The organism is Streptomyces sp. NPDC016677, from assembly GCF_055562815.1.
This window is the reverse complement of sequence record NZ_JBVHEO010000013.1, coordinates 92,169-117,620: the sequence shown is the minus strand read 5'-3', so window position 1 is coordinate 117,620 and position 25,452 is coordinate 92,169. Positions and strand designations below refer to the sequence as shown.

Below are 25,452 nucleotides of genomic sequence, written 5' to 3'. Positions count from 1 at the left end.
ACCGATGTCTTTTCCCCTGCTGACAGCGACAGCGGTGCTCCCGGCCGTCGGGGCGATCGCGACGGCCGCCGTGCCGGCCGCGCGACGCACCGCCGCCAAGTGGCTGGCGCTGCTGTTCTCGCTGGCCACGCTCGTCCTCGCGCTGGTGATCCTGGTCCGCTTCGACCCGGACGGCGACCGCTACCAGCTCACCGAGTCGCACTCCTGGATCGCCGACTTCGGCGTCCGCTACGAACTGGGCGTGGACGGCATCGCGGTGGCGCTGATCGCGCTGACCGCCCTGCTGATCCCGTTCATCGTCCTGGCCGGGTGGCACGACGCCGACCCGCTGGAGACCGGCAGCAGCCGGTGGCGGCCGACCCAGGGCTTCTTCGCCCTGATCCTGGCCGTCGAGGCGATGGTGATCATCTCGTTCGAGGCCACCGACGTCTTCCTCTTCTACATCTTCTTCGAAGCCATGCTCATCCCGATGTACTTCCTCATCGGCGGCTTCGGCGACCGGGCCCACGAGCACGGCGAGAAGACGGCGGCGACGCAACGCTCGTACGCGGCGGTGAAGTTCCTCCTCTACAACCTGGCCGGCGGACTGATCATGCTGGCGGCGGTGATCGGGCTGTACGTGGTCGCCGGGAACTTCTCGCTCACCGAGATCGCCGAGGCACGGGCCAACGGCACGCTCGACATGGCGACCAACACCGAACGCTGGCTGTTCCTCGGCTTCTTCTTCGCCTTCGCGGTGAAGGCGCCGCTGTGGCCGCTGCACACCTGGCTGCCCAACGCCATGCAGGAGTCCACCGCCCCGGTCGCCGTGCTGATCACGGCGGTCGTCGACAAGGTGGGCACCTTCGCGATGCTCCGCTTCTGCCTCCAGCTCTTCCCGGAGGCCAGCAAGTGGGCGACGCCGGTCGTGCTCGTGCTGGCGCTGATCAGCATCCTCTACGGGGCGCTGCTCGCGGTCGGCCAGCGGGACATCAAGCGGCTGGTGGCGTACGCGTCGATCTCGCACTTCGGCTTCATCATCATGGGCATCTTCGCGATGACCAGCCAGGGCCAGTCCGGCGCGACGCTCTACATGGTCAATCACGGCATCTCGACCGCCGCGCTGATGCTGGTGGCCGGCTTCCTGATCTCCCGGCGCGGCTCGCGGCTCATCGCCGACTACGGAGGCGTGCAGAAGGTCGCCCCGGTGCTCGCGGGTACCTTCCTGATCGGCGGTCTGGCCACCCTGTCGCTGCCGGGTCTGGCGCCGTTCGTGAGTGAGTTCCTGGTCCTGGTCGGGACGTTCACGCGCTACCCGGTGGTCGGCATCATCGCGACCTTCGGCATCGTGCTCGCCGCGCTCTACACCCTCGTCCTCTACCAGCGGACGATGACCGGCCCGGTGAAACCGGAGGTGGCCGCGATGCCGGACCTGCGGGTGCGCGAGCTGGCGGTCGCCGTGCCGCTGGCCGCGCTGCTGATCTTCCTGGGCGTCTACCCCAAGCCCGTCACGGACATCGTCGACCCGGCGGTCAAGCAGACCATGTCCGACGTACAGCAGAAGGACCCCCGGCCCGAGGTGGAGGCGGCCAAGTGAGCGCAACAGCCGTCCACAGCCTGTGGACAACGGCGGCCGATCCGATCACCAGGATCGACGCGCCGAAAATCGAGTACGGCCAGCTGTCGCCCGTCCTGATCATCGTCGCAGCGGCGGTCGTCGGAGTCCTCGTCGAGGCGTTCGTACCGCGCAGATCGCGCTACTACGCGCAGATGTTCGTCTCCGCCGTCGCGCTCGTCGCCGCCTTCGCAGCGGTCGTCGCGCTCGCGGCTGGCGGCTACGGCACCACCAAGGCGCACATCGCCGCGATGGGCGCCATCGCCGTCGACGGACCGGCCCTGTTCCTCCAGGGCACGATCCTGCTGGCGGGCCTGGTCGGCCTGTTCACCTTCGCCGAACGGCGACTCGACCCGGCGGCGCACGGCAACCGGGTGGACTCCTTCGCCGCGCAGGCCGCGTCCGTGCCGGGCAGCGAGAGCGAGCAGAAGGCGGTGAAGGCCGGGTTCACCACCACGGAGGTCTTCCCGCTCCTCCTGTTCGCCGTCGCCGGCATGCTGGTCTTCCCGGCCGCCAACGACCTGCTGACCCTGTTCGTCGCCCTGGAGGTCTTCTCCCTCCCGCTGTACCTGATGTGCGCGCTGGCCCGCCGCAAGCGGCTGGTGTCGCAGGAGGCAGCGGTCAAGTACTTCCTGCTCGGCGCGTTCGCCTCCGCGTTCACCCTGTTCGGCATCGCCCTGCTCTACGGCTACTCGGGCTCCATGTCGTACGGCACGATCGCGCAGGTCGTCGACGGGTCGATCACGGAGGTCACCCCGGCGCTCGCCGACACCATGGGCAACGACGCGCTGCTGCTGGTCGGCGCCGCGCTGATCGTCATGGGCCTGCTGTTCAAGGTGGGCGCGGTGCCGTTCCACATGTGGACGCCGGACGTGTACCAGGGCGCGCCGACACCGGTGACCGGGTTCATGGCGGCGGCCACCAAGGTGGCGGCGTTCGGCGCGCTGCTGCGCATCCTCTACGTCGTCCTGCCCGGCCTGCGCTGGGACTGGCGGCCCGTGATGTGGGGCGTGGCGATCGTCACCATGCTGGGCGGCGCGATCGTCGCGATCACCCAGACCGACATCAAGCGGCTGCTGGCGTACTCGTCGATCGCGCACGCCGGGTTCATCCTGGCGGGTGTCATCGCGACCACGCCGGACGGCGTCTCGTCCGTCCTCTTCTACCTGGCGGCCTACTCCTTCGTCACGATCGGCGCGTTCGCGGTGGTGACGCTGGTGCGGGACCCGGGCGGCGAGGCAACGCACCTGTCGCAGTGGGCGGGGCTGGGCCGCCGGTCGCCGCTGGTGGCGGCCGTGTTCGCGGTGTTCCTGCTGGCCTTCGCGGGCATTCCGCTGACCTCCGGTTTCGCCGGGAAGTTCGCCGTGTTCAAGGCCGCGGCGGAGGGCGGCGCGGCCCCGCTGGTCGTGATCGGCGTGATCTCCTCGGCGATCGCGGCGTTCTTCTACATCCGCGTGATCGTGCTGATGTTCTTCAGCGAGCCCCGGCCCGAGGGCCCGACCGTCGCGGTGCCGTCACCGCTGACGACGACGGCGATCGGGGTGGGCGTGGCGGTCACCCTGGTGCTGGGGGTGGCGCCGCAGTACTTCCTGGATCTGGCGGGGCAGGCGGGGGTGTTCGTGCGCTGACCCGGCCTTCGACAGCGCGGCGGCCCGGCACTCTCACGGGGGGTGCCGGGCCGCTGTCGTGCCGCGCTACGCGGAGCCGCGGCGCGGCTTGATGCCGGTGAGATCGAGGTCCAGCGGGAAGGGGGCGGCCACTTTCATCCGCTCACGGAAGATGCCGACGCTGGTGTACGCGCCGGTCGTGGGCTCCAGCTCGAAGGCGTGCACGACGGCGAAGCCCTTCTCGTTCTCGACCCGCCAGTAGTGGGGGATGCCGGCGCGGGCGTACTTCAGGGGCTTGGTCTCGCGGTCGCGGGACACGGACTCAGCGGAGACGACCTCGATGGCCAGCAGCACGGAGGCGGCGGGGTAACGGGTCTGCTCCGGGTCCTCCACCAGTTCCGCGCTGATCACGATCACGTCCGGCTCGGGCCGGTTCTGCCGGTCGATGTCGATGGTGAACTCGCGGACGACCTCGAATTCCGCCGGGGCGAGTGACTGCAACTGCCAGTTGAAGAAGTCGACAGCGCGTGAGTGGAAAAGTGTCTGCGGACTCACGAAGACGAGACTCCCGTCGATCAGTTCCGTGTGCGGAGGAAGATCCGGGAGGCGGTCCAGGTCGTCGGCGGTCCAGCCGCCCTCCGGCGGGATCGGCCAGGTGGGCTTGGACGCCTTCGGTGCGACGCTCATCAGTGCTCCCATGCGACGGAGTCTCGCGGGCGCATTCAGACTATCGGCCGGAAACGGGCAGGGCTCCCGCGAACGTGTGAACGACCTTCGTGTCCTTGACGACGGTGAGGGGCGGTGAGTGGGCGGTGGTGGCCGGGGCCTGTGGACAACTCCGTGGCTGTCGGTGCCAGCCCCTATCGTGGAGGCAGTGGTCGGGGCAGGACGGACGGGCCAGACAGACGGGGCAGGACGTACGGGGGACGGGACGATGGGCGGGACGAGCGTGATCGGTGAGATGGCAGGGACCAGGGCCCCGGACGGCGGGGACAGCGAGGCGGTCGCCGCGCTGCGCCGGGTCTTCGGGTACGAGGACTTCCGCGGCGAGCAGGAAGCCGTCATCGAGCATGTGGTCGCGGGCGGCGACGCCGTCGTCCTCATGCCGACCGGCGGCGGCAAGTCGCTGTGCTATCAGATCCCGTCCCTGGTCAGGCCCGGCACCGGCATAGTGATCTCCCCGCTCATCGCGCTGATGCAGGACCAGGTGGACGCGCTGCGGGCGCTCGGCGTGCGCGCCGGGTTCATGAACTCGACGCAGGACTTCGACGAGCGCCGCACGGTGGAGGCCGAGTTCCTCGCCGGAGAGCTGGACCTGCTCTACCTGGCGCCCGAGCGGCTGCGGCTGGAGAGCACCCTCAACCTGCTCTCCCGGGGCAAGATCGCGGTCTTCGCCATCGACGAGGCGCACTGCGTCTCGCAGTGGGGGCACGACTTCCGGCCGGACTACCTCGCGCTGTCCCTGCTGGGCGAGCGCTGGCCGGACGTCCCCCGCATCGCGCTCACGGCGACGGCGACCCACGCCACCCACCGGGAGATCACCGAGCGGCTGAACATGCCGGCGGCCCGGCACTTCGTGGCCAGCTTCGACCGGCCCAACATCCAGTACCGGATCGTGCCGAAGACCGACCCCAAGAAGCAGCTGCTGACCTTCCTGCGCGAGGAGCACCCGGGCGACGCGGGCATCGTCTACTGCCTCTCGCGGAACTCGGTGGAGAAGACGGCCGAGTTCCTCTCCCGCAACGGCGTCGAGGCGGTGCCGTACCACGCGGGCCTGGACGCGGGCACCCGCGCGGCGCACCAGTCGAGGTTCCTGCGGGAGGAGGGCCTGGTGGTCGTGGCGACCATCGCCTTCGGCATGGGCATCGACAAACCGGACGTGCGGTTCGTCGCCCACCTCGACCTGCCCAAGTCGGTCGAGGGCTACTACCAGGAGACGGGCCGGGCCGGGCGGGACGGACTGCCCTCGACGGCCTGGATGGCCTACGGTCTCAACGACGTCGTGCAGCAGCGCAAGCTGATCCAGTCCGGCGAGGGCGACGAGGCGTTCCGGCGGCGGGCCCAGTCCCACCTGGACGCCATGCTCGCCCTGTGCGAGACCGTCCAGTGCCGGCGCGGCCAGCTCCTCGCCTACTTCGGACAGGACCCGCAGGCGTCCGGCTGCGGCAACTGCGACACCTGCCTCACCCCGCCGGAGACCTGGGACGGCACGGTCGCGGCGCAGCAGGTGCTGTCGACGGTGGTGCGGCTGAAGCGGGAGCGCGGGCAGAAGTTCGGCGCCGGGCAGATCATCGACATCCTGCTGGGCAAGCGCACCGCCAAGGTCATCCAGTTCGACCACGACCAGCTCTCGGTGTTCGGCATCGGGACTGAGCTGAGCGAGGGCGAGTGGCGTGGCGTCGTCCGGCAGCTGCTGGCCCAAGGGCTGCTGGCGGTGGAGGGGGAGTACGGCACGCTGGTGCTGACCGACGACAGCGCGGCCGTGCTGCGCCGGGAGCGGGAGGTCCCGCTGCGCAAGGAGCCGAAGAAGCCGACAGCGGTGAAGGCGTCCGGCGGGGGACGCGGTGAGCGCAAGCCCAAGGCCGCGGCGGCGGAGCTGCCCCAGGCGCTGGTGCCGGCCTTCGAGGCGCTGCGCGCGTGGCGTGCCGAGCAGGCCAGGGAACAGGGCGTCCCGGCCTACGTCATCTTCCACGACGCCACGCTCCGGGAGATCGCCACGGTGTGGCCCACGTCGATCGGGCAGCTCGGCTCCATCAGCGGCATCGGTGAGAAGAAGCTGACGACGTACGGGGAAGGCGTGCTGGAGGTGCTCGCGGGGCTGGACGGACCGGCCGGCGGCACCGAGCCGTCCTCGGCTCCCTCACTCACCGCCGGCCCCTCCGCGGACCCCGCGCCGGACAGGGGTCCGGACGACTGGCCCGAGCAGGAGCCGGAGCCCGACGACTGGATATAGCCGGGTGCCGGCGGCTCAGGACAGAGCCGTGAGGCCCGGGGCGAAGGTGATCAGCAGGGGGAGGAGCGGCACCAGGGCGGCCGTCGCCGTGGTCATGGCGCGGTGGCGGCGGCCCAGGCGGGGCTGCGGCTCCAGGAGGCGGTCGACGCGTTCGCCGAGGAGACGGTGGCTGGAGGCGCAGGACAGGACGCCCCGGTGCTGGTTCAGCTCGATCAGGGCGAGGGCCGTGGTCAGGTGGCCGCAGCGCCGGGAGGCGGTGTCATCGGCGGCGAGTTCCACCAGGCGGTGGGTCTGGTCGCAGAAGTGGGCGAAGAGCGGGACACGGGGGAAGCCGGTGGCCAGGGCAGTGGAGAGGTGCAGCAGCCAGTCGTGGCGGGCGCGGGCATGGCCGCGCTCATGGGTGAGGACCGCGTCGATCTGGTGGTCGGTGAGACGTTGCAGGGCGCCGGTGGTGACGATCAGCTGGGGCGGGCTGCCGGGCATCCACCAGGCGTCCGGGTACTCGTCCTCCAGCACGAGGAGAGGCCCGCGCGCGGTGGGGAGCCCGGCGGGCAGGTCGGGGGCGCGCTCGCGCAGATGCGAGCGGGCCCGGGCCCGGCGCCGGCGGGCTTCGGCCAGTTCCCGGGCGAGCATGGCGGTGGTCCAGGCGGCTCCGCAGGCCAGCAGCAGGGTGAGGGCCGCCGTCCAGGGCGGGCCGGCGGAGAGGTTGTACGCCTCGGTCACCCCGGGCGGCGCCGGGGCGAAGAGCTGGGCGCGGACCGTGCCGAAGACGGCGGCGGCGCCCAGGGCCAGGGCGGTCAGACAGCACAGCAGGACCGTGGCGACCAGGCACTGCCACACCCACAGCGCGACCACCGGGTCCCGTTCCGGCCAACTGGCCCGGGTCAGCGCACGGGGCGCCGGCACGGCGGTGGTCAGGGCGACGACGCTCAGCAGAAGCAGGCTGACGGTCATGCCACGGGCTCCGGATCCTGGTCGGAAAGGCGGCTCGGCTCTGGCTCGTGCGGGGGAGTGCGGAAAGGTGCTCGCGCACCGTCCGCCGACAGTATGACGGTGCGGGGCGGTGCGAGTCAGGTCCGAGGAGCGCCAAGTGTCCGTCGTCTCGCTCGGCCTTCGCTCCGGAGGCTCCTTTCTCTTCGCCGTTTCTTTGGCCGTTTCCTTGGCTGCTCCTGCTCCTGCTCCTGCTCCTGCGCCCGCTCCCGTGCCCGCGCCCTTGCTGTTGCGGTCGCGGTCGCGGTCGCCCCGAGCGTTCTGGTCAGCCCGCGACCACCCGCCCCGTCACCTCGCCCAGTCCCACCCGGGTGCCGTCCGGGCCGGGGGCCCAGGCGGACAGGGTGACCTCGTCGCCGTCCTCCAGGAAGGTTCGCTTGCCGTCCGGGAGTTCGAGGGGCTCGCGGCCGTTCCAGGTCAGCTCCAGCAGGGACCCGCGTTCCCGTTCGGAAGGGCCGCTGACGGTGCCCGAGCCGTACAGGTCGCCGGTGCGCAGCGAGGCGCCGTTGACGGTCAGGTGGGCCAACTGCTGGGCGGCCGTCCAGTACATGGTGGAGAAGGGCGGCTCCGAGACGACGTGGCCGTTGACGGCGACGGAGATCCGCAGGTCGTAGCCGCTCGGCTCCTGGTCGGCGTCGTCGAGGTACGGCAGCAGCCGGTGGGTCCGCTCCGGCGGGGCGGTCCGCGCGGCCTCCAGGGCGTCGAGAGGGGTGATCCACGCCGAGACCGACGTGGCGAAGGACTTGCCGAGGAACGGGCCGAGGGGGACGTACTCCCAGGCCTGGATGTCCCGAGCCGACCAGTCGTTCAGCAGACACAGCCCGAACACGTGCTCGCGCCAGTCGTGGAGCGGGACCGGCCGGCCGGGCTCGCTCGGCGTCCCGACGACGAAGCCGACCTCGGCCTCGATGTCCAGGCGTACGGACGGGCCGAAGACGGGCGCCGGGTCGGTGGGGGACTTGCGCTGGCCGGAGGGGCGTACGACGTCCGTGCCGGAGACCACCACGGTGCCGGAGCGGCCGTGGTAACCGATCGGCAGGTGCTTCCAGTTCGGGGTCAGGGAGTCGGCGGCGTCGGGGCGGAAGATGCGGCCGACGTTCCGGGCGTGGTTCTCGGAGGCGTAGAAGTCGACGTAGTCGGCCACCTCGAAGGGCAGGTGCAGGGTGACCGAGGAGAGGGGGTGGAACAGCGGGGCGAGGCTCTCGCGGTGCGCGGGGACCGTCACCCAGGCGGTCAGCGCACGCCGTACGTCGGACCAGGTGGTGCGGCCGGCCGCCAGCAGCGGGTTGAGGGTGGGCCGGGCGAGGAGGGAGGCGTACGGCGATCCGAGGGCGCGGGCCGCCGCGCCGGCGTCGAGGACGTGGTCGCCCAGCCGGACGCCCACCGTCCGTTCCTCCTTCCCGGGGGGCGAGAACACGCCGTACGGGAGGTTGTGCGGGCCGAAGGGGTGGCCTTCGGGGACGTCGAAGAGGGGCATCTGCGCTGCCTCGCTTTCGTACTCGACGGTGCGTGCCGGTGCCGGTGGGCGCGTGCCGGTGCGTGCCCGTGCGGGTCGGGGCATGTCGGTGCCGGGTGGGCACCGCCTGTGCCGGGGGTTCCGGGTGGCCGGGCCACACGTTACGGCGGTCAGGGCGCGTCGGGGCAGAGCGCGGGCCGACGGTGTGTACGGCGGGGTGAGTGACGGGTGAGGTGCCCGGTCGGGTGCCGGGCGGGGTGTCCGGCGGGTAGCGCTCCGCTTCCGCTTGTGTGCGGGAAGTTGTCCACAGGCCGATCCGCAATCTTGACGGAGCGGTGCGAACGGGGAGAGTCTGGACGGGTGCCGGAAGGCCTCGGGGAGGGGGCGTTCCGACGGCACAACAGGGGGAGCGGATGGCCATTGGGGAGGCCGGTCCGGGTTCGGTGTCGTCGCATGCCAGGCCGGAACGCCCGGCGCGGACCATGCGCGACAGACTCGGCCGGGAATGCGTGTACGTACCGTCGTGCCGGTTCGGCCTGTACGCGGCACTGCGGCACTGGTGCCCGCCGGGCGGCCGGGTGCTGATGTCGCCGGTCAACGACGACGTCATCTTCTTCGTCGTCCTGGCGGCCGGACTGCGCCCGGTGCAGGCGCCGTTGAACCCGTGGGACGCCTCCATCGACCTCGACGCCGTGCCCGAGGAGACCTGGGACTCGCTGTCCGCCGTACTGACGACGAACCTGTACGGGAACCCGGACCCGGCGCCCGGACTGCGGGCGCGGTGCGACGCGTTGGGCATCCCGTTGTTCGAGGACGCGGCGCACGCCATCGGCAGCGAGGTGGGCGGCCGTCCGGTCGGGACCTGGGGCGACGCCTCCGTCTTCAGCCTGTCCAAGCACGTCGGGGCGCACGCCGGGGGGATCCTCGCGGTCGCCGATCCGGGCGTGCGGGAGGCGCTGGAGAAGGCGTGCGAAGACCTGCTGGCGCCGCGCCGGTTGACGGCCGAACTCGCCTACGCGGTGCGGCCGTACGCGGAGGCGGCCGTGCGGAGGCTGCGGCTGCGGCGGGCCGCCTGGGCGACGCTGCGGGTGCTGGGCATGGCCGAGCGCGAGGAGATCCGGATGCCGCTGCGGCCCGAGGAGCTGGCCCGCGCGGTCGCCGCCGCACCGGATCTGGACGCGCACGACCCCTGGGTCCGCGTCGACATGCACGACTACCGGCTGAGATCCGGCCGGTTCCGGATCGCCCGCGTCGGCCGCGGCCTCGACCGGCTGGACGACGTGCTCGCCGACTGCCGCGCGGGGACGGAGCTGTTGCTGTCGACGCGCTGGGCACGGGCCGGGCGCGAGGGGCCGGACGGCGCGGTGCAGCCGTTGTTCCGGGTGCCGCTGCTCGTGGCGGACCGGGACGCGGCGGTGGCGGCTCTGGCGCGGCGGGGCATCACCGTCGGGTACCTCTACGACCCGCCTCTGGACGACTACGCGGGCCCGGAGTTCACCGACCCTTCGCCCGCTCCCGAGGCGGCGCGCTGGTTCGCGCGGCACGCGCTGCCCGTGGACCCGCTGCGCGCGCGGGAGGCCATCGAGGTCCTGGAGGATTCCGGCGTCCGGCCGGCTGAGCCGCCCGAGGACCTGAGCGGGCCGGGGGCACTGCCGGAAGGACCGGGTCCGTTACCGCGCGGGCCGGGGCCGTTCCGTGACTGAGGCGCAGGTGCAGGAGACGGCCGAGGCGCGGGCGGACGACGGGGGCCGGCCGTCCGACGGGGCGCACGGCTCCGACTCGCTGTTCAAGAACGCCTACTTCCTCATGCTCAGCACCGGCGTGTCCGCCGTGCTCGGGCTGGGGTTCTGGCTGGTGTCCGCCCGGTACTACACCGAGGAGGCCGTCGGCCAGGGCTCCGCCGCGATCGCGGCGATGCGGCTGCTCGCCAGCATCACGGCGACGACGATGATCGGCGCCGTGGTCCGCTTCGTGCCGCGTGCCGGACGGGCGACGGGGGCGCTGGTCTGGCGTGCCTACGCGGCCAGTTCGGTGGTCGTCGCGCTGGCGGCCGGCGTCTTCCTGCTCACCCTCGACCGGTGGGGCGACTCGTACGCGCCGCTGGGCACGCCGGTGGCGGGGACCCTGTTCGTCGCCGCGTGCGTGGCCTGGGCGCTGCTCACCCTGCAGGACGGGGTGCTGACCGGGCTGCGCAAGGCCGAGTGGGTGCCGGCCGGCAACGCGGTGTTCTCGGTCGGGAAGCTGATCCTGCTCGCCGTCTTCGCCTCCGCGCTGCCGGTGCTCGGCATCTTCGTCTCGTGGGCCGTGGCGATCTCCTTCTCCACGCTGCCCCTCGGCTGGCTGATCTTCCGTCGGCTGATCCCGCGGCAGGCCGCCGCGGACCACGACCTCGAACCGCCCGTCTACCGGGAGATGGGCCGTTTCCTGGCGGGTGACTCGCTGGGCGCGCTGTTCAGCCTGGCCATGATCAACCTGCTGCCGGTGATGGTCGCCGTCCGCTTCACCGCCGCGGAGAACGGCTACTTCTACGTGGCGTACACCGTCGGCGGCACGATGGAGTTCATGGCCATCAACATGGCCTCCTCGCTCACCGCGCACGCCTCGCACGACCCGCGCCACCTCGCCGACGGCGTCCGCGGGGCGCTGCGCCGCATGACGCTGCTGCTGGTGCCGGTCGTGGCGTTCCTGGTGGCCTTCGCGCCGCAGATCCTCGCCCCGTTCGACGACGACTACGCCGAGCACGGCTCCGCGGTGCTGCGGCTGCTCGCCCTCGGGGCGCTGCCGCGGATCGTGGTGGAGCTGTACATAGGGGTGCTGCGGGTGCAGGGCCGGACCGGCGCGCTCGCCGCTGTCCAGGGCACGATGTGCGCCCTCGTGCTGGGCAGCGCGACCGTACTGTTCACTCCGGCCGGGATCGCGGGCGCCGGCTGGGCGGTGCTGCTGGGGATGACGTTGGTCGCCGCCGGCTGCGTGCCGGGCCTGCGCGCGGCGCTGCGCGGCGGTGGTGGTTCCGGCCGGGGACCGGGCGGCGTACCCGGCGACGGGGACGCGACGGGGGGCCGCCGGAAGCCGTCGGCACCCGGCACGCCCTCCTACGGCACCCGCTGGGCGCGGCTGAACGCCACCGCCGGCTACGGCACGAACTGGGCCCGCAAGGCCGCGTACGCGGTCGATCCGGCCGACGGGAGGCAGGGGGAGGGGCGGGAGGTGGACGGGCGGGAGGACACCGTCACCCTCTTCATCGGGCGGCCCGGTTACGAGCGGGAGGCGTTGGAGGCGGATCCGCTGGCCGTGATCGTCCGGTCGTCGGACGGTGCGGGGGGCGGGGCGGCCGATGGTCCGCCCGGCCCGGAGGGCGGGGCCGGCGGGGCTGCCGGGGGCAGGGGTTCCCCGGTGGCCCAGGGCGCTCCGGGCTCCCAGGGAAGGCAGGGCGCCGAGCCCGCCGGGTCCGCCGGGTCCGTCGGGTCCGCCGAGTCCGCCGAGTCCGTCGGGTCTGTCGGGTCCGCTCCGTCCGCTGGGTCCGTCGAGGAGGAGACCTGGGAGAGGCGGCTGTGGATCGGCCTCTGGGCGGTGCTCGGTCTCGCCACCGCGGTCTTCTGGACGGCCCTGCGCGGACTTCCCTGGCTGGACGGGGTCTCCCGGACGGCACTGACCGGCCGTGAGCTGCTGGAGGAACTGCCGCCGGCCGCGCTCGTCGCGGGCGGGGTACTGCTGGTCGTGTTCGTGGCCTCCGTGACCCTGAGCGCCCGCCTCGACTGGCGGCTCCCCGGGGCCGCCCTGGGGGCCGCCGTGATCGCCCTGTACGTGGCACCTGTCGCCCTCGGCCGGGAACCACAGCCGGTGGACGGGACGTTCTACACCAAGACGGCCGGATTCCTCGCGGACGCGGTGGGGCTCGACGGCCCCGAGCCGCTGCTGCGCTGGGCACCGCCCGTTCTGCAACTGCTGTGTCTCGTGCCGCTGTGGCTGCTGCTCGCGTACGCGGGCGACCGGCTGCCGTGGCCGGGACGCTGGGGGGTTCTGTATCTCGCCGCGGTGGGCGGCTGGGTGTGGCGGCAGGCGCTCGCGCCGGTCGCGCTGCCCCTTCTCCTGCTGCTCGCGCTGCTCGTCCTGCTCGTCCTGGTCCTGCCACCGCGCCGACCGGCCCCGACGTCCGAGCCCCCGCACCGCTCCAGACCGAACGACAGATCCAGGGACTGATCGAGCACAGAGCCGAACCGCCAGGGGGGAACGTCGTGCGTCCGCCAGCAACTCCACGGGAGAGATCCGCACCGGAACCCGTGCCCGCACCGGAGGCCCCGGACGCGTCGTCCCGGGACACGCCGTCCCCGGACACGCCGTCCCCGTCCCCGGACGCACCGCCCGAACGTGCCGAGGCGGTGGTGACCGACGAAGCGGTCGGGAGAGGTGAAGAGACAGGGCCGGACGAAGAGACAGGGCCGGACGAAGAGGCAGGGCCGGACGAAGAGGCAGGGCCGGACGAAGCGGCCGTGAAGCCCGGCACAGACGTCGGCGCCGTCGGCGATGTCGGCGCTGCCGCATATGTCGCAGATGCCGTGGGTGCCGCGGATGTCGTCGATGCCGACGGCGCCGCCGAGGCCCTCCCGGAGGCCGAAGCGGCCGGGGCGGCGGCGAGGCCCGTCTCCCAGGAGCCGGCGGACCGCAGCGCTGAAGACGTGTCCGCCCGTCCGCCGGGAGAGGCGACTGTCCGGCGCCCTGGAGACACGCCCGCCCGGCCCCAGGGGGCGCGGCGGCAGGCGGGCGCGCGGTTTCGTGGCGCCGCGCGCACCACGCGCCGCCGTCCCCCCGCTCCCCCGGAGCCACCGGACTCCGCCGCCGATTCCATGACGGACCTCTCCGACCTCCCGCCCGCCTGGAGGCCCCGGTACCGCGCCGCCGGGGCCTGGCCGGCCCTGCCCCTGCTGGCGGCGCTCGCCCTGTGGGCGTACGCGATCGGCCACACCGACGTCTCCCGCCTCGACGACTTCGGCCTGGTCAGCGCGGTGCACCCGGCCTTCTGGGCGGGCGTCGCCGTGCTTCCGGCCGGTTTCTGGTTCACCGTCCGCGACCCGAGGCGCCCGCAGGGCTGGTCGTTCGCGTACGTCGTCGGGCTGCTGCTGATGGAGCGGGCCACCCAGGCCCTGGTCTACCCGACCCCGCTGTACGCCTGGGCGTGGAAGCACGACGCGGTCATCGACCATCTGCTGACCTCGGGCGGTCTGGGGACCGAGGAGCAGTTGGGCGACATGGCCGTCTACGACCAGTGGCCGGGCTTCTTCGCCGCCCAGGCGGCGCTGGTGCGGCTGCTCGGCGTGGACAACACCGCGATGTACATGGCGTGGTGGCCCCTGGTCTCCAGCCTGATGCTGCTGCTCCCCCTGCTGCTGATCTACCGCACCTTCACCACCGACCGCCGGCTGATCTGGACCTCGGTCTGGCTCTTCTACGTGGCCAACTGGGTGGGCCAGGACTACTTCTCCCCGCAGTCCGTCGCCTTCGCGCTGCACGTGGGCGTGCTCGCCGTCGTCCTGCGCCGGTACGGCGGCCGGCGCGGCGGGCGCGGCCGGCAGCGCCCGGCGGTCTGGACGGTGCTGCTGACCGTGCTGGTCACGACCATCGTCGTCACGCACCAGCTGACGCCCGGCATGCTGGTCGTCTCCCTGCTGGCGCTGTGTCTCGCCCGCCGCTACCGCGACTGGGTGCCGACGGTCACCACGGTGGTCATCTTCCTGGCCTGGTGCCTCACGGCGGCGCTGCCCTTCCTGTCCGCCGCGATGCCGGACATGATCCGCTCGGTGGGTGATGTCGGCGCCAACGTGGAGACGGGGTACGGCGCCACCCCGACCGGCACCGGGGCGATCGCCACCTCCTGGGCCGCCCGTCTGCTGTCGGGCTCCGTCCTGCTGCTCGCGGCGCTCGGCGTGCTGCGCCAGCCGGTGCTGCGGTACCGGGCGCTGCCCCTGCTGCTGATCGCCGCGGCGCCGCTGCCCATGTTCGTGGCCAGCAGCTACGGCAGCGAAATGATCTTCCGGGTGCTGATGTTCATGCTGCCCGGCGCGGCCTTCTTCGCCGGGGCGGCGCTGCTGCCCAAGGTGCGCACCCTGGCCGCCGACCTCGCCGCGCGCGAGGCGGCCGGGCGGCCCGCCGCCACCGCCCGGCGCAGGCGGCTGCCGCTGCCCGACCTCAGGTACGGCGTGTGGGTGCCGCTGGTCGCGCTGCTCGCCGGGACGCTCGCCTTCGTGCCCGCCTACTCCGGCAAGGACCGGATCAACTACTTCCCGCCGCAGGAAGTCGCCCTGATACGCCAACTGTTCGACCAGGCACCGGAAGGATCGCTCGTGGTCGCCGCGAACCGGAACTACCCGCTCGCCTACGACTCGTACTGGAGCGTCGACCACTACTGGTTCCTCGACGACGGCCGCAGCCATGTCGACCGGATCGTGCGCAGCCCGGCCGCCACCCTGGCCCGGGACATGAGCGCCGTGGAACCGCCCGCCCGCGCCTATCTCCTGCTCACCCAGGGGCAGGTGGCCAACTCGGAGATGAACGGCCAGCTCGACGGCGGGCAACTGGACCGCATACGCCGGTCGGTGGCCGCGTCACCGCGCTTCCAGCTGGTGGCGGAGAACAGCGCGGGAACGGTCTACGTCCTCCGACCGGACGGGCCGACGGGGGAGTGAGCCGATGACACCGCAGGACCTCGTGATCCGCATGCTGCCCGCGTTCGGCGGCTGGCTGGCGCTGGCCGCGCTCGCCCTGCCCGGCGGTTCACCGCCGCGCGGCGCGGCGGTGGCGCTCTTCCTGGCCGCCGGTCCGGGCGCGGCCCTGGTCCGGATCTGCGGCCCGGCGCTGCGGTCCCGCCCCGCCGAGGGCCCCGTCGACCGCCGGACCGCCGACTTCGACCGCCACTCCGACCTGCTGGAGCGGCTGATGCTGGCCGTGCTGCTGAGCGTCGGCGTCGTCATCCTCGTCTCGACGGTGCTGATCGCCACGCACTCCTTCAGCGGGGAACGCGTCCTGCTGGTCCTCACCCTGCTGACCACGCTCGCCGCGTTCTGCCCGCGCCTGCGCGCGTCCCCGGCCCCGGCTCCGGCCCCGGGGACGCCACCGAGGACACGGAAGGGTTCCGCTCTGTGAACGTGCCCCGCCCACCCCGCCGGCCTGGCCGGTCCGGCCCGCCCCGCCCCCTCCGGCGCGCAAGGCGCCGCCTCCTGCTGACCTCCGCCACCCTCGCGTGCGCGGCCCTGCTGGCGGTGCTCGCCCTGCGCGACACCGCCGGACCGGACGGCGGCTCCGGGACGAGCCCGTCCGGCCAGGACGAGAGGTGCCGCCCGACCGAACTGCTCGAACCGCCCTGCGGCGCCTGGTTCGGCGCCTTCGTGCCGCACGACAAGGCGGACCTCGCCGAGAAGGTGCGCGCCTACGAGGAGAAGGCCGGCCGCAAGCTCGACATCGTGTACACGTACCATGACATGTCCGCCGTCACGGACACCAGACTGGAGGGCCGGCTGCTGACCGAGCAGGAGCAGCGCGTCGGCGAGGACCGGATGCTGCTGCTGTCCTGGGAGAGCAAGTGGTGGGGCGGCACCGAGCAGCAGCAGCCGACGTGGCGGCAGATAGCCGGCGGCGAGCTGGACGACTCCGTCATCGACGTCCAGGCGGCCCGGATCAAGGAGTACGGGGAGCGCACCGGCAAGAAGGTGTTCCTCTCCTTCGACCTGGAGATGGACACCCGCACCCCGGCCAGCGGCAGCCCGGAGGAGTACGTCCGCGCCTACCGGCACATCCACGACCGGTTCCGCGACCTCGGCGTGGACAACGTGGTGTGGACGTGGGTGATCACCGGCTACCTGAACCACGCCGACCTGTTCGAGCGGCTGTATCCCGGCGACGAGTACGTCGACTGGATCGGCTACAACCAGTACAACTACTACCTCTGCCACAAGACGGAGTGGCTGAGCTTCGCCCAGACGCAGAACGCCACGCACGACTGGATCCGGGCGCACATATCCGACGACAAACCGCTGATGCTGTCGGAGTTCGGCAGCGCGTCCGACCCGGACCGGCCGGACCGGCAGGCCCAGTGGTACGCGCAGGTGCCCCGGGTCCTCAAGGGCCTGGACGGCGTCAAGGCCGCGCTCCAGTGGAACTACCGGGACCCGGGACCGCACTGCGACCTCTCGGTGGCCGGTGACGCGTCCTGGCGCAGTCTGCGCGAGGTGGCCGCCGACCCGTACCTCAACCAGCCGCTGGAGTGAACGGTCCTCCGTGGGCCGTCACCCGGCGAACTCGGGGCCCCGCACCAGCGCGCGGCCCCGCCGGTACCACCGCCAGGCGACCGTCCTGGGGCTGTCGCGGTAGGGCGCGATCCGCGCGCCCCGCCCGGCCAGCCAGCCCTGGACGTCGGCGACGGTGTGGGTGCGCCGGACGATGAGCCGGGCGATGCGGTAGCGCTCGTCGCGGTCGGAGCTGAGCGCGTGCCGCACCGCCGTCGCCGTCTCGTAGCCGGCGCGGGCCGACAGGGACCGTACCTTGGCGCTGTTGTAGCCGTGCGGGTAGGCGAGGTGGCGGACCGGGTGGCCGAGGGCGTCCTCCAGTACGGCCTTGGAGGAGCGGAGTTCGACCGCCAGCGCCCCGGTGGACAGGGTGTCCAGCTGGGCGTGGGTGACGGTGTGGCTGCCGATCTCCATGCCGTGGTCCTCCAGGCCGGCCGCCTGGTCCAGGGTCATCATCGGGGCGGGCGGCAGCAGACTGCGTCCGCCGGGCGCGATGGCACCGGTGGTGAGGTAGGCGGTGGCGGCCAGGCCGCGCCCGGCCAGCGTCTCGGCGGTCGGCCCCGGCAGGTCGGCGAAGCCGTCGTCGAAGGTCAGCAGCACCGGGCGGGGCGGCAGCGGGGCCCGCCCGGCGAGGTGGTCGGCGAGCGCGCTGATCGTCAGGGGCGTACGGCCGCTGTCGGCGATCGCGTCCAGGTGCGCGGCGAACTGGCGCGGGGTGACCGTGAACTCCGCTATCCAGGCGGGCGGGTCGTCCATCACGGCGTGATAGAGGAAGACGGGGATGTGCGCACCCGCCCCGGCACCCCCGTCACCCGCCGCTTCCCCCGTCCTCGCTGTGCTCTCCCCAGTGGTTCTCGCGGGCTCTCCTGTCATGATCAGCGCCTCCCCATTGTCCTCACGCCCCGGCCCACCGCGGCCCCGGGCGACTCCAGTCCGACCGTGCGCAGGGCGCGCCGGGCCCGCAGATAGCCGAGGGGGCCGTACAGCATGCCCCGGCGCTGGAGGCGCGACAGGCGCCGCGGCCAGGGGTGGGTACGGGCGTCGTGCCCGCCCGGAACCCGGGCGCCCGCTTTCCCCTCACTGCCCTGCCCGCCACTGCCCTTCCCGTCAAGGCCTTCCCCGTCACTGCCTACCCCGCCGCTGCCCTCCCCGTCACTGCCCTCCCCGTTCCGTACGGCCGTCAGGGCCCGCGCGTGGGCCAGCCCGCCCGGCAGCCGGGCGAGGAACGCCGGCAGCAGCCCCGGGCGGTTGACGAGGACGGCCGTGAGATACGCGGTCAGCCCCGCCCCGTAACCGAACGCCTGGGTCTCCAGGTCCCGCCAGGTCTCCCGGTGGTGGTGCCAGACCAGGGCAGCCGGGACATAGCGCAGCCGGTACCCGTGGGCGAGGACGCGGACGAAGCCGTAGAGGTCGTCGCCGCCCCGGGCGTGCGTGCCCGCGCCGGTGGCCGGGTCGAAGCCGCCGACCTCGCGCAGCACCGCCGTACGGAAGGCCATGCCGGCCCCGGAGCCGAACCGTCCGGCGGTGAACGGGAACAGCGGTTCGTCGGCGGGCGGGTCGGCGGGGTCGTACGTCCGTGGGGTGAAGCCCTTGGCGAAGCCGCCGTGGCTCTCCAGGAGCACCTGGGCGGGGGTGCGCAGCCGCGCGGGCAGGATCAGGCCGGTGGCGCAGCCGAGACCCGGGTCGGCGGCGAAGGGCGCGGTCAGTTCGGCCAGCCAGCGCGGGTCGGCGACCACGTCGTCGTCGGTGAAGGCGGTCACCTCGCCGCGTACGACGTCGAGCCCCCGGTTGTGCGCGGTCGCGAGGCCGGGCACCGGTTCGCACACGTAGCGCACCCGGTCGCCGTACTTCCGCTCGACCAGGACGCGGGTCTCGTCGGTCAGCGGCGCGTTGTCCACGACGACGATCTCGAAGTCCGGGTGGTCCTGGGCGAGCAGCGAGTCGAGGGCGCGGGCCAGTTGGCCCGCCCGTTCCCGGGTGGCGACCACGACACTCGCGGACGGCGGCACGGGTCCGGACCCCTTCGCCGCCACCGGCGCCTCCCCCGGCACCGGCCCTTTCACCAGGTCCTGGGCGAGCCCCGCCAGCACGGACACCGCGTCGGCCCCCTCCGGCACCCGTCCGACCAGCGTGCCCACCGGCCGCCCCGCCCGCCGGACCAGGACGAACACCTCACCCGCGGCCACGGGCGGACTGCCCGGCCCCGGTCTGAGCGAGGCCCCCTCCCCGTGGTCCCCGAGTTCCAGCTCGGCCACCTGCACCGGTCCGATGCTCAGGAACTCCCGTATCTCCCGTTCCGTCTCCCGCCGCGCCAAGTCTCGCCGTACGCGGCCCTGTCTCGCACGCGCTGCTCCGAACATGCGCATCCCCCCTGGATCGCTTCCGATCGTCCTCACGTGCGACGCAGCCGCGCCACACCCTTCAGCGTCCGCGCCGCGAGCGAGGCGAGCCGCGGCCGGTCGCGCACGAACCCGTGGGCCCGGCGCGCCGGCTCGCGGCCGAGCCAGTACAGCGCCGCGCCCGCCCCCCAGCGCGTCACCGCGCCCTCGTACACGGGCAGTTCGCCCGTCTTCAGCGAGTCCTTGTACTCCGCCGCGCCCCGTCCCATGTCCAGCAGACCGATCCCCTCGGCGGCGGCGGCCTCGGCCATCCGCAGATGCAGCACCAGCCCCGGCGAGTACTTCGCCACCGCCACGTCGTACGCCGGGAACCAGCAGGCCAGGACGGTCGACGAGCGCAGCCCGAAGTGGGCGGCGACCGGCTGTCCGCCGGCGTAGAGGACGGACAGCGTGCCGGCGCACTCCGGGGTGCGGGTGGCGGCGAGCCGGCCGACGAGTTCGGTGATCCAGCGCTGCGCGAACCGGTCGCGGCGCCCGGTCCTGCGGTACTGCGCCGACTTCCAGGCCATCAGCGTGCGCAGCGCGGCGGGGTCGCGCTCGTCGAACACGAACCGCACGTCCCCGACCTGGCGGCCGAGCCGGCGCTCCTTGGCCAGGGTGGTCTTGAGGAACTTCGGCGACTGGGCGCGCAGTACGTTCTCGTACGCCCCGTAGCCGTCGGCGACGTCGATGACGTGCGAGGCGTACTCCTCGGCGGCGTACGGCGTGAACAGCCCCTGTTCCGCTTCCAGGTTGTCGAAGGCGAAGCTGGACAGCGAGCAGGCGCGCAGAAGGTGGCGGGTATCGGGCAGCGGGCCCTGGCGCAATACCGCCCCTTGGCAGTCCGACACCCCGAGGCCGATGGCGCGCCCCTGCCCCAGCGGTCCGCGCTCGTACGGCAGGAAACCGGCGCTCTCGCCGCCCTCGTACAGCACCGCCACCCGCGCCGCCGGGCGTACCCGGCCCACGGCCTCGGTGAACTCCGGTTCCATGAAAGGGTTGCGAGGGGCGTGCGACTTGGCGCGCAGCTCCCGCCAGTGCTCCCGTTCCCCCTCGCCCAGTTCCTCCGGCCTCAGCACACGAATGTGTCCGCTGCTCAACTCGACCCCCCGATCAAGTCCCCCTGGACAGAAGGAAAGTACCCCTGGGGCCCCTCGGAGCGGTAGAGAGCGGAGCATGTTGTTGCCAACCGGTGCACAGCGCTTCAACCGCCTTTAGCCGGTGATGCGTCAGGTTTCGGACATCCGCGTCGGGAACGTGCGCTTGACGACGGTGAGTCGAGGGCGCGCGACGTCCGTATTCTCTGATCATGAACCCCACCGCATACGATCTCGTCGCCACCGATCTGGACGGAACGCTGCTGCGCGGCGACGACACCGTCTCCGAGCGGTCGCTCGCCGCGCTCGCGCGGGTGACCGGGGCCGGCGCGCACCACCTGGTGGTGACGGGACGCCCGGCGCCCAGAGTGCGCGCGCTCCTCGGCGACCTCGGCTGCGGGGGGCTCGCGGTGTGCGGACAGGGCGCGCAGGTGTACGACGCCGGCGCGGACCGGATGCTGTGGTCGGTCACCCTGGACCGGGAACTGGCCGAGACCGCGCTCGGCAAGATCGAGGCCGAGGTCGGCGAGGTGTACGCCGCCGTCGACCAGGACGGGGTGGACGGGCTCACGCTGATCGAGCCCGGGTACCTGATGCCGCACCCCACACTGCCCGCGGTGCGGGTCGGCCGGCGGGACGACCTGTGGGCGGCGCCCATCAGCAAGGTGCTGCTGCGCCACCCTGACCTGTCCGACGACGAGCTGGCGGCGACGGCCCGCGCGGTGGTCGGGTCGCTGGCGACGGTCACCATGTCGGGGCCGGGGACGGTCGAACTCCAGCCGTGCGGTGTCACCAAGGCGACCGGTCTGGAGCTGGCGGCGGAGCGCCTGGGGCTGAGCCCGGAGCGCACGGTCGCCTTCGGGGACATGCCCAACGACATCCCCATGTTCCGGTGGGCGGCCCACGGCGTCGCCATGGCCGGCGCCCACCCGGAACTGCGGGCGGTCGCCGACGAGGTCACCCTGTCGAACGAGGACGACGGCGTGGCCGTCGTCCTCGAACGACTCTTCGCCCGAGGCCGGGCTCAGTAGGCGCTGTAGACGTTGTCCATGGAGCCGTACCGGTCGGCCGCGTAGTTGCAGGCGGCGGTGATGTTGGCGACCGGGTCGTACATGTCCCAGGAGGTGCCTTCGACGTGGTACGCGTCGAAGGTCGGCTTGATCACCTGGAGCAGGCCCTTGGACGGGGTGCCGTTGATGGCGTTGATGTCCCAGTTGTTGATCGCGAACTGGTTGCCGGACGACTCCCGCATGATGTTGCGGTAGATGCCGTCGTACGAGCCCGGGATGCCCTTCTCGGCCATGATGTCGAGCGACTGGCGGATCCAGCCGTCGAGGTTGTTGCTGTAGCCGTTGGCCGCGGTCAGGGCGGCCGTGGTGGTCGCCGTGGTCGAGTCGGCGGCGGGGACGGCGGCCGGGGCGGCGGACGCGCTGGCGGCGCCGGCGATCGGCAGCGCCAGTACGGCGGCGCCGGCACCGGCGAGGGCGAGCTTGCGGACGAGACGGTTGGCGCCGGCGGCGTGCCGGAGAGCCTTTGCGGGCATGGTGCGGTCCTCTCCATACGCCTGCGAGGTGAGCTGTCGGGTTCGGGCGGGGAGGTGCCCGGCCGTGCCCTGTCGGGCCCGGCTTCACCCCGAGCCGCTCCGGTCCTCCGGGACGTCGGGTGACGTCCGGTGACCGGCGCGGCGACTTACCTGGGTCCCCCGCTCCTGCCGTGAATGAGTCGGATGCGTGTGCGTCGGGCGGTGGCAGGATTCGGCGTCCGCTCGACAGGCCGGGAACGTATGCGACAGCACATGTCCGGAACAAGTGCCGGAATCACCTAACGTGCCTGTTGACCTTGGTCTGAGGCATTTGGGGTACTTGATCCTTTGCGAGTGGCAAGGGTCAACTGGCGTACGGGGCAAGGGGATGGGGGGTGCGTGGGCGGCGGTGTGCGGTCGGGCGGCGGCGTGAGTCAAGTCACTGGCGTCGACGAGCGGGGCAAATCGGGCAATGAGGTCAACTTGGTTTTTACTGGCCAGGGGTGACCGTCGTCGTGGCGGGAGCGCCCGCCTGACTCGCCCGGCAGCGGGAACGAGGGCTGGGGCGGGGGTCTGGAACGAGGGCTGGGGCGGGGGTCTGGAACGGGGGTCTGTAACGGGGTCTGTAGGTCGAATGGGTGACGTTCCCGGGTCGCGCGACGTTGGGAGGAGTGGTGGGATCTTCGATGGATTCCCGGTGGGCCTTCGCTGGGCCCTCGACGCAGCCTTGGTGGACCGGTGGCGGGACCGGCGGGGCCGGGGAGTCTCCGAGGGGTCCAGGAGGGGTCCAGAGGGAATCGCGGCGTCGGCGTGCCCCGGCCGCCCCGCGAAGTCGATCCATGTCCGCTCATATCACCTGATCAAAAACATACAGTTCATGATCTGATACCGACCGGCCTGTAACGGTGGGCGCTATCGGTGATCGAAACGTGACCGGATACGCTGACTTGAGTGATGGCAGCGACCTATCGACCAGCCGTGTAACCGCGAGTAGACACCAGCAGACAGGAGACCCCTCGTGACCGTCGTCGGGCCGTTCGGGCTGAGCGTGCGGGACCAGGCTCTGGAAGCCGATGTCCAGGCCGGAATGGCGGCAGTCGAGGAAGGACTGCTGGAGGCAACCAAGAGCGAGGTGCCCTTCATCACGGAGGCCGCCCAGCATCTGGTGCGGGCGGGCGGCAAGCGGTTCCGGCCGCTGCTGGTGATGCTCGCGGCGCAGTTCGGCGACCCCTACGCCCCGGGTGTGGTGCCCTCGGCGGTGGTCGTGGAGCTGACCCACCTCGCCACGCTGTACCACGACGACGTGATGGACGAGGCCGCGGTGCGGCGCGGGGTGCCCAGCGCCAACACCCGCTGGGACAACTCCGTCGCGGTCCTGACCGGCGACTTCCTCTTCGCCCGCGCCTCGCAGATCCTCGCCGACCTCGGTCCGGAGGCGGTCCGCGTACAGGCCCTGGCGTTCGAGCGGCTGGTCACCGGCCAGATCCTGGAGACCGCCGGCCCGCAGGACGGCCGGGACCCGGTCGACCACTATCTGGACGTGCTGGGCGGCAAGACCGGCTCGCTGGTGGCGGTCGCCTGCCGGTTCGGCGCGATGATGTCCGGCGCCGACGAGACGGTCGTGGACGTCCTCACCCAGTACGGCGAGCGGCTCGGCGTCGCCTTCCAGCTCGCCGACGACGTGCTGGACATCGCCTCCGACTCCACCGAGTCCGGCAAGACACCCGGCACCGACCTGCGCGAGGGCATCGCGACCCTCCCGGTCCTCAGGCTGCGCGAGCGCGCCGCCCGGCTGGGGCTGGCCGAGGACCTCGCCCTGTGCGAACTGCTCGCCTCCGACCTGACCGACGACGACCGGCACGCCGAGGCGCTGCGCCTGCTGCGCGCCCACCCCGCCCTCGACCAGGCCCGGCGGGACACCGTCCGCTACGCCGAGGAGGCCCGCGCGGCCCTGGCCCCGCTGCGGGAGTGCGACGCGAAGACGGCGCTGGTGGAGCTGTGCGACGCGGTGGTGCACCGGGCCGGCTGAGCCCACCCGGACGCCACCGCACGCCACTGCACGTCCCCTGCACTGCCCCGCACCCCCCCGCACTCCCTTGCCCCTACGGGTGGGGGAGTGCTCCGTGCGTGCGTGTCATACCGCAGCAGTAGGCGGAGTTGAGCCTGCGGTCTGACGCTTCCCGATGGCCGATTTGGTCAGATGGTCATCACGGAAAACAACACTTCCTCACCGATTCGGGTGAGAATGGCGGCTCAGGGTGGACTGGTGCGAGGTCGCGAACATCCGCCGCCTACGACGGAGGTAGGGCACATGACACCGTACGAATCCGAGACCGAGACCGAGGAGCGCGGGACGGCGCGGCGCAAGGTCGCGCGGTACGTCGTCCCGGTCACGGTGATGGGCGTCGCGGCGGCGACCATCGGACTGGTTCCCGCGCTCGCCGACTCCGGGGACCCCGACCTTCCCGACATCACCTCGCAGCAACTGCTGGAGAAGGTGGCCGCGTCGGACGTACAGCAGCTGTCCGGCACGGTGAAGATCAGCACCGACCTCGGGCTGCCGGACCTCGGGGGTCTGGAGAGCGGCCTCATGAACGGCGCGGGCTCGTCCTCCGGCTCCGCGGACGGCGGTTCCTCCGCGGACCCGTCCACGAAACTGACCGAGCTGGCCTCCGGCACCCACACGCTGCGCGTCGCGGTGGACGGCCCGGACCGGCAGAAGGTGTCGCTGCTCCAGGACGCCGCCGAGTACAGCCTGATCCACGACGGCAAGGACGTCTGGGGCTACGACAGCGAGTCCGGCGAGGTCTACCACTCCACCACCACCGCCACCGACGACCGGACCAAGCAGGGCCAGCGGCGCGAGGAGCTGCCGGCCACCCCGGGCGACATGGCCGAGGAGGCCCTGAAGGCGGTCGACGACACCACGTCCGTGACCGTCGACGGCACCGCGCAGGTGGCCGGCCGGGACGCGTACCGCCTGGTGATCGAGCCGAAGCAGAAGGGTTCCACGGTCGGCTCGATCAGTGTGGCCGTGGACGCGAAGACGGGCGTGCCGCTGAAGTTCACGCTCAGCCCGGCGGGCGGCGGCTCGGCGGTCGTGGACGCCGGCTTCACCCAGGTCAGCTTCGCCGAGCCGGCCGCGTCGACGTTCGACTTCACGCCGCCCAAGGGCGCGAAGGTCACGGAGGGCGACGAGATCGAGGAGGCGCCGGCCTCCGGGTCCGGCACCGGGTTCGGCTCCGGCAAGGAGCAGAAGTCCGAGGAGGAGCTGGCCAAGGGTCTCGACGGTCTGAAGGTCATCGGCGAGGGCTGGAACGCGGTCGCCACCTTCGACACCGGCGCCCAGGGCGGCCTGCCCACCGGCGACGCCGCCGGTGACCTCGGCGGCTTCGTGAACTCGCTCGGCGACCAGGTCAAGGGCGAGTTCGGCTCGGGCACGGTGTTCAGCACCCGCCTGGTCAACGCCCTGATCACCGACGACGGCACGGTCTACGTGGGCGCCGTCACCAAGGACGCGCTGGTCGAGGCGGCCGACGCCGGCCGGTGAGGGCGTCAGGGGCAGTACACCGCAGCACA

At 72.5% G+C, this 25,452-nt stretch carries 18 protein-coding genes and 1 riboswitch; of the genes, 11 read left to right on the top strand and 7 right to left on the bottom strand.

The window, feature by feature from the left end:
- Positions 1-4 precede the first annotated feature (4 nt).
- Together ACZ3IG_RS27790 and nuoN are read left to right on the top strand one after the other, a co-directional pair.
- Entirely contained in the window at positions 5-1,576 is a 1,572-nt protein-coding gene (locus ACZ3IG_RS27790; RefSeq protein ID WP_467435448.1) for an NADH-quinone oxidoreductase subunit M, read from the top strand.
- A complete protein-coding gene (gene nuoN, locus ACZ3IG_RS27785; RefSeq protein WP_467435447.1) occupies positions 1,573-3,222 on the top strand; it encodes an NADH-quinone oxidoreductase subunit NuoN in 1,650 nt (549 codons plus the stop codon). The genes ACZ3IG_RS27790 and nuoN overlap by 4 nt, the downstream gene beginning before the upstream one ends.
- A 66-nt stretch (positions 3,223-3,288) precedes the next feature.
- Here nuoN and ACZ3IG_RS27780 read toward each other — a convergent pair whose 3' ends face one another.
- Positions 3,289-3,888 (bottom strand): Uma2 family endonuclease, encoded by a 600-nt coding sequence (locus ACZ3IG_RS27780; protein ID WP_467435445.1) that lies wholly within the window; start codon positions 3,886-3,888, stop codon positions 3,289-3,291.
- Positions 3,889-4,135: 247 nt separating this feature from the next.
- Between ACZ3IG_RS27780 and recQ the strand changes: the two genes are divergently transcribed.
- The gene (gene recQ / locus ACZ3IG_RS27775; RefSeq protein ID WP_467435443.1) at positions 4,136-6,154 is read left to right on the top strand and encodes a DNA helicase RecQ; all 2,019 of its coding nucleotides are present in this window, start codon (positions 4,136-4,138) and stop codon (positions 6,152-6,154) included.
- Positions 6,155-6,169: 15 nt separating this feature from the next.
- On the opposite strand, the gene ACZ3IG_RS27770 is transcribed toward recQ, so the two are convergent.
- Both ACZ3IG_RS27770 and fahA read right to left on the bottom strand, forming a co-directional pair.
- Complete coding sequence (locus ACZ3IG_RS27770) at positions 6,170-7,108, bottom strand: M56 family metallopeptidase (protein ID WP_467435441.1); 939 nt, start codon at positions 7,106-7,108, stop codon at positions 6,170-6,172.
- A 301-nt stretch (positions 7,109-7,409) separates the two neighbouring features.
- Positions 7,410-8,621 carry a fumarylacetoacetase gene (fahA, locus tag ACZ3IG_RS27765; protein ID WP_467435439.1) on the bottom strand — a complete coding sequence of 404 codons (1,212 nt, stop codon included), beginning with the start codon at positions 8,619-8,621 and terminating at the stop codon, positions 7,410-7,412.
- 461 nt (positions 8,622-9,082) lie between these two features.
- On the opposite strand from fahA, the gene ACZ3IG_RS27760 reads away from it, so the two are divergent.
- From ACZ3IG_RS27760 to ACZ3IG_RS27740, 5 genes are all read left to right on the top strand, one after another.
- On the top strand, positions 9,083-10,303 hold the full coding sequence (locus tag ACZ3IG_RS27760; protein ID WP_467435438.1) for a DegT/DnrJ/EryC1/StrS family aminotransferase: 1,221 nt from the start codon (positions 9,083-9,085) through the stop codon (positions 10,301-10,303).
- On the top strand, positions 10,296-12,800 hold the full coding sequence (locus tag ACZ3IG_RS27755; RefSeq protein WP_467435436.1) for a lipopolysaccharide biosynthesis protein: 2,505 nt from the start codon (positions 10,296-10,298) through the stop codon (positions 12,798-12,800). The genes ACZ3IG_RS27760 and ACZ3IG_RS27755 overlap by 8 nt, the downstream gene beginning before the upstream one ends.
- Before the next feature lie 644 nt (positions 12,801-13,444).
- The gene (locus tag ACZ3IG_RS27750; protein ID WP_467435435.1) at positions 13,445-15,280 is read left to right on the top strand and encodes an immunoglobulin domain-containing family protein; all 1,836 of its coding nucleotides are present in this window, start codon (positions 13,445-13,447) and stop codon (positions 15,278-15,280) included.
- Between the two features lie 4 nt (positions 15,281-15,284).
- The gene (locus ACZ3IG_RS27745; protein WP_467435434.1) at positions 15,285-15,737 is read left to right on the top strand and encodes a hypothetical protein; all 453 of its coding nucleotides are present in this window, start codon (positions 15,285-15,287) and stop codon (positions 15,735-15,737) included.
- Between the two features lie 2 nt (positions 15,738-15,739).
- Positions 15,740-16,858 carry a glycoside hydrolase family 26 protein gene (locus tag ACZ3IG_RS27740; protein ID WP_467435432.1) on the top strand — a complete coding sequence of 373 codons (1,119 nt, stop codon included), beginning with the start codon at positions 15,740-15,742 and terminating at the stop codon, positions 16,856-16,858.
- 18 nt (positions 16,859-16,876) lie between these two features.
- On the opposite strand, the gene ACZ3IG_RS27735 is transcribed toward ACZ3IG_RS27740, so the two are convergent.
- The 3 genes from ACZ3IG_RS27735 to ACZ3IG_RS27725 form a co-directional block, all read right to left on the bottom strand.
- Positions 16,877-17,632, bottom strand: a complete 756-nt coding sequence (locus ACZ3IG_RS27735; protein ID WP_467435431.1) for a polysaccharide deacetylase family protein — start codon at positions 17,630-17,632, stop codon at positions 16,877-16,879.
- Between the two features lie 119 nt (positions 17,633-17,751).
- Positions 17,752-19,137, bottom strand: coding sequence for a glycosyltransferase family 2 protein (locus tag ACZ3IG_RS27730; protein WP_467435430.1), 1,386 nt, complete (start codon positions 19,135-19,137; stop codon positions 17,752-17,754).
- Positions 19,138-19,268: 131 nt separating this feature from the next.
- The gene (locus tag ACZ3IG_RS27725; RefSeq protein WP_467435429.1) at positions 19,269-20,333 is read right to left on the bottom strand and encodes a GNAT family N-acetyltransferase; all 1,065 of its coding nucleotides are present in this window, start codon (positions 20,331-20,333) and stop codon (positions 19,269-19,271) included.
- 230 nt (positions 20,334-20,563) lie between these two features.
- Between ACZ3IG_RS27725 and ACZ3IG_RS27720 the strand changes: the two genes are divergently transcribed.
- Positions 20,564-21,382, top strand: a complete 819-nt coding sequence (locus tag ACZ3IG_RS27720) for an HAD family hydrolase (RefSeq protein ID WP_467435428.1) — start codon at positions 20,564-20,566, stop codon at positions 21,380-21,382.
- Here ACZ3IG_RS27720 and ACZ3IG_RS27715 read toward each other — a convergent pair.
- Complete coding sequence (locus ACZ3IG_RS27715; protein ID WP_467435427.1) at positions 21,376-21,894, bottom strand: transglycosylase SLT domain-containing protein; 519 nt, start codon at positions 21,892-21,894, stop codon at positions 21,376-21,378. The genes ACZ3IG_RS27720 and ACZ3IG_RS27715 overlap by 7 nt on opposite strands.
- A 4-nt stretch (positions 21,895-21,898) precedes the next feature.
- Positions 21,899-22,086, bottom strand: a riboswitch (cyclic di-AMP (ydaO/yuaA leader).
- 805 nt (positions 22,087-22,891) lie between these two features.
- Between ACZ3IG_RS27715 and ACZ3IG_RS27710 the strand changes: the two genes are divergently transcribed.
- Together ACZ3IG_RS27710 and ACZ3IG_RS27705 are read left to right on the top strand one after the other, a co-directional pair.
- Positions 22,892-23,902, top strand: a complete 1,011-nt coding sequence (locus ACZ3IG_RS27710) for a polyprenyl synthetase family protein (protein WP_467435426.1) — start codon at positions 22,892-22,894, stop codon at positions 23,900-23,902.
- 282 nt (positions 23,903-24,184) lie between these two features.
- Positions 24,185-25,423, top strand: coding sequence for a LolA family protein (locus tag ACZ3IG_RS27705; RefSeq protein WP_467435425.1), 1,239 nt, complete (start codon positions 24,185-24,187; stop codon positions 25,421-25,423).
- Positions 25,424-25,452 lie beyond the last annotated feature (29 nt).

What these genes read in the sequence shown, in the direction of transcription:
- ACZ3IG_RS27790 (WP_467435448.1), top strand. Translation starts at nt 5, where the DNA reads ATGTCTTTTCCCCTGCTGACAGCGACAGCGGTGCTCCCGGCCGTCGGG.
- ACZ3IG_RS27780 (WP_467435445.1), bottom strand. Translation starts at nt 3,888, where the DNA reads ATGAGCGTCGCACCGAAGGCGTCCAAGCCCACCTGGCCGATCCCGCCG.
- recQ (WP_467435443.1), top strand. Translation starts at nt 4,136, where the DNA reads ATGGGCGGGACGAGCGTGATCGGTGAGATGGCAGGGACCAGGGCCCCG.
- ACZ3IG_RS27770 (WP_467435441.1), bottom strand. Translation starts at nt 7,108, where the DNA reads ATGACCGTCAGCCTGCTTCTGCTGAGCGTCGTCGCCCTGACCACCGCC.
- fahA (WP_467435439.1), bottom strand. Translation starts at nt 8,621, where the DNA reads ATGCCCCTCTTCGACGTCCCCGAAGGCCACCCCTTCGGCCCGCACAAC.
- ACZ3IG_RS27760 (WP_467435438.1), top strand. Translation starts at nt 9,083, where the DNA reads ATGCGCGACAGACTCGGCCGGGAATGCGTGTACGTACCGTCGTGCCGG.
- ACZ3IG_RS27750 (WP_467435435.1), top strand. Translation starts at nt 13,445, where the DNA reads ATGACGGACCTCTCCGACCTCCCGCCCGCCTGGAGGCCCCGGTACCGC.
- ACZ3IG_RS27745 (WP_467435434.1), top strand. Translation starts at nt 15,285, where the DNA reads ATGACACCGCAGGACCTCGTGATCCGCATGCTGCCCGCGTTCGGCGGC.
- ACZ3IG_RS27735 (WP_467435431.1), bottom strand. Translation starts at nt 17,632, where the DNA reads ATGGACGACCCGCCCGCCTGGATAGCGGAGTTCACGGTCACCCCGCGC.
- ACZ3IG_RS27720 (WP_467435428.1), top strand. Translation starts at nt 20,564, where the DNA reads ATGAACCCCACCGCATACGATCTCGTCGCCACCGATCTGGACGGAACG.
- ACZ3IG_RS27715 (WP_467435427.1), bottom strand. Translation starts at nt 21,894, where the DNA reads ATGCCCGCAAAGGCTCTCCGGCACGCCGCCGGCGCCAACCGTCTCGTC.
- ACZ3IG_RS27705 (WP_467435425.1), top strand. Translation starts at nt 24,185, where the DNA reads ATGACACCGTACGAATCCGAGACCGAGACCGAGGAGCGCGGGACGGCG.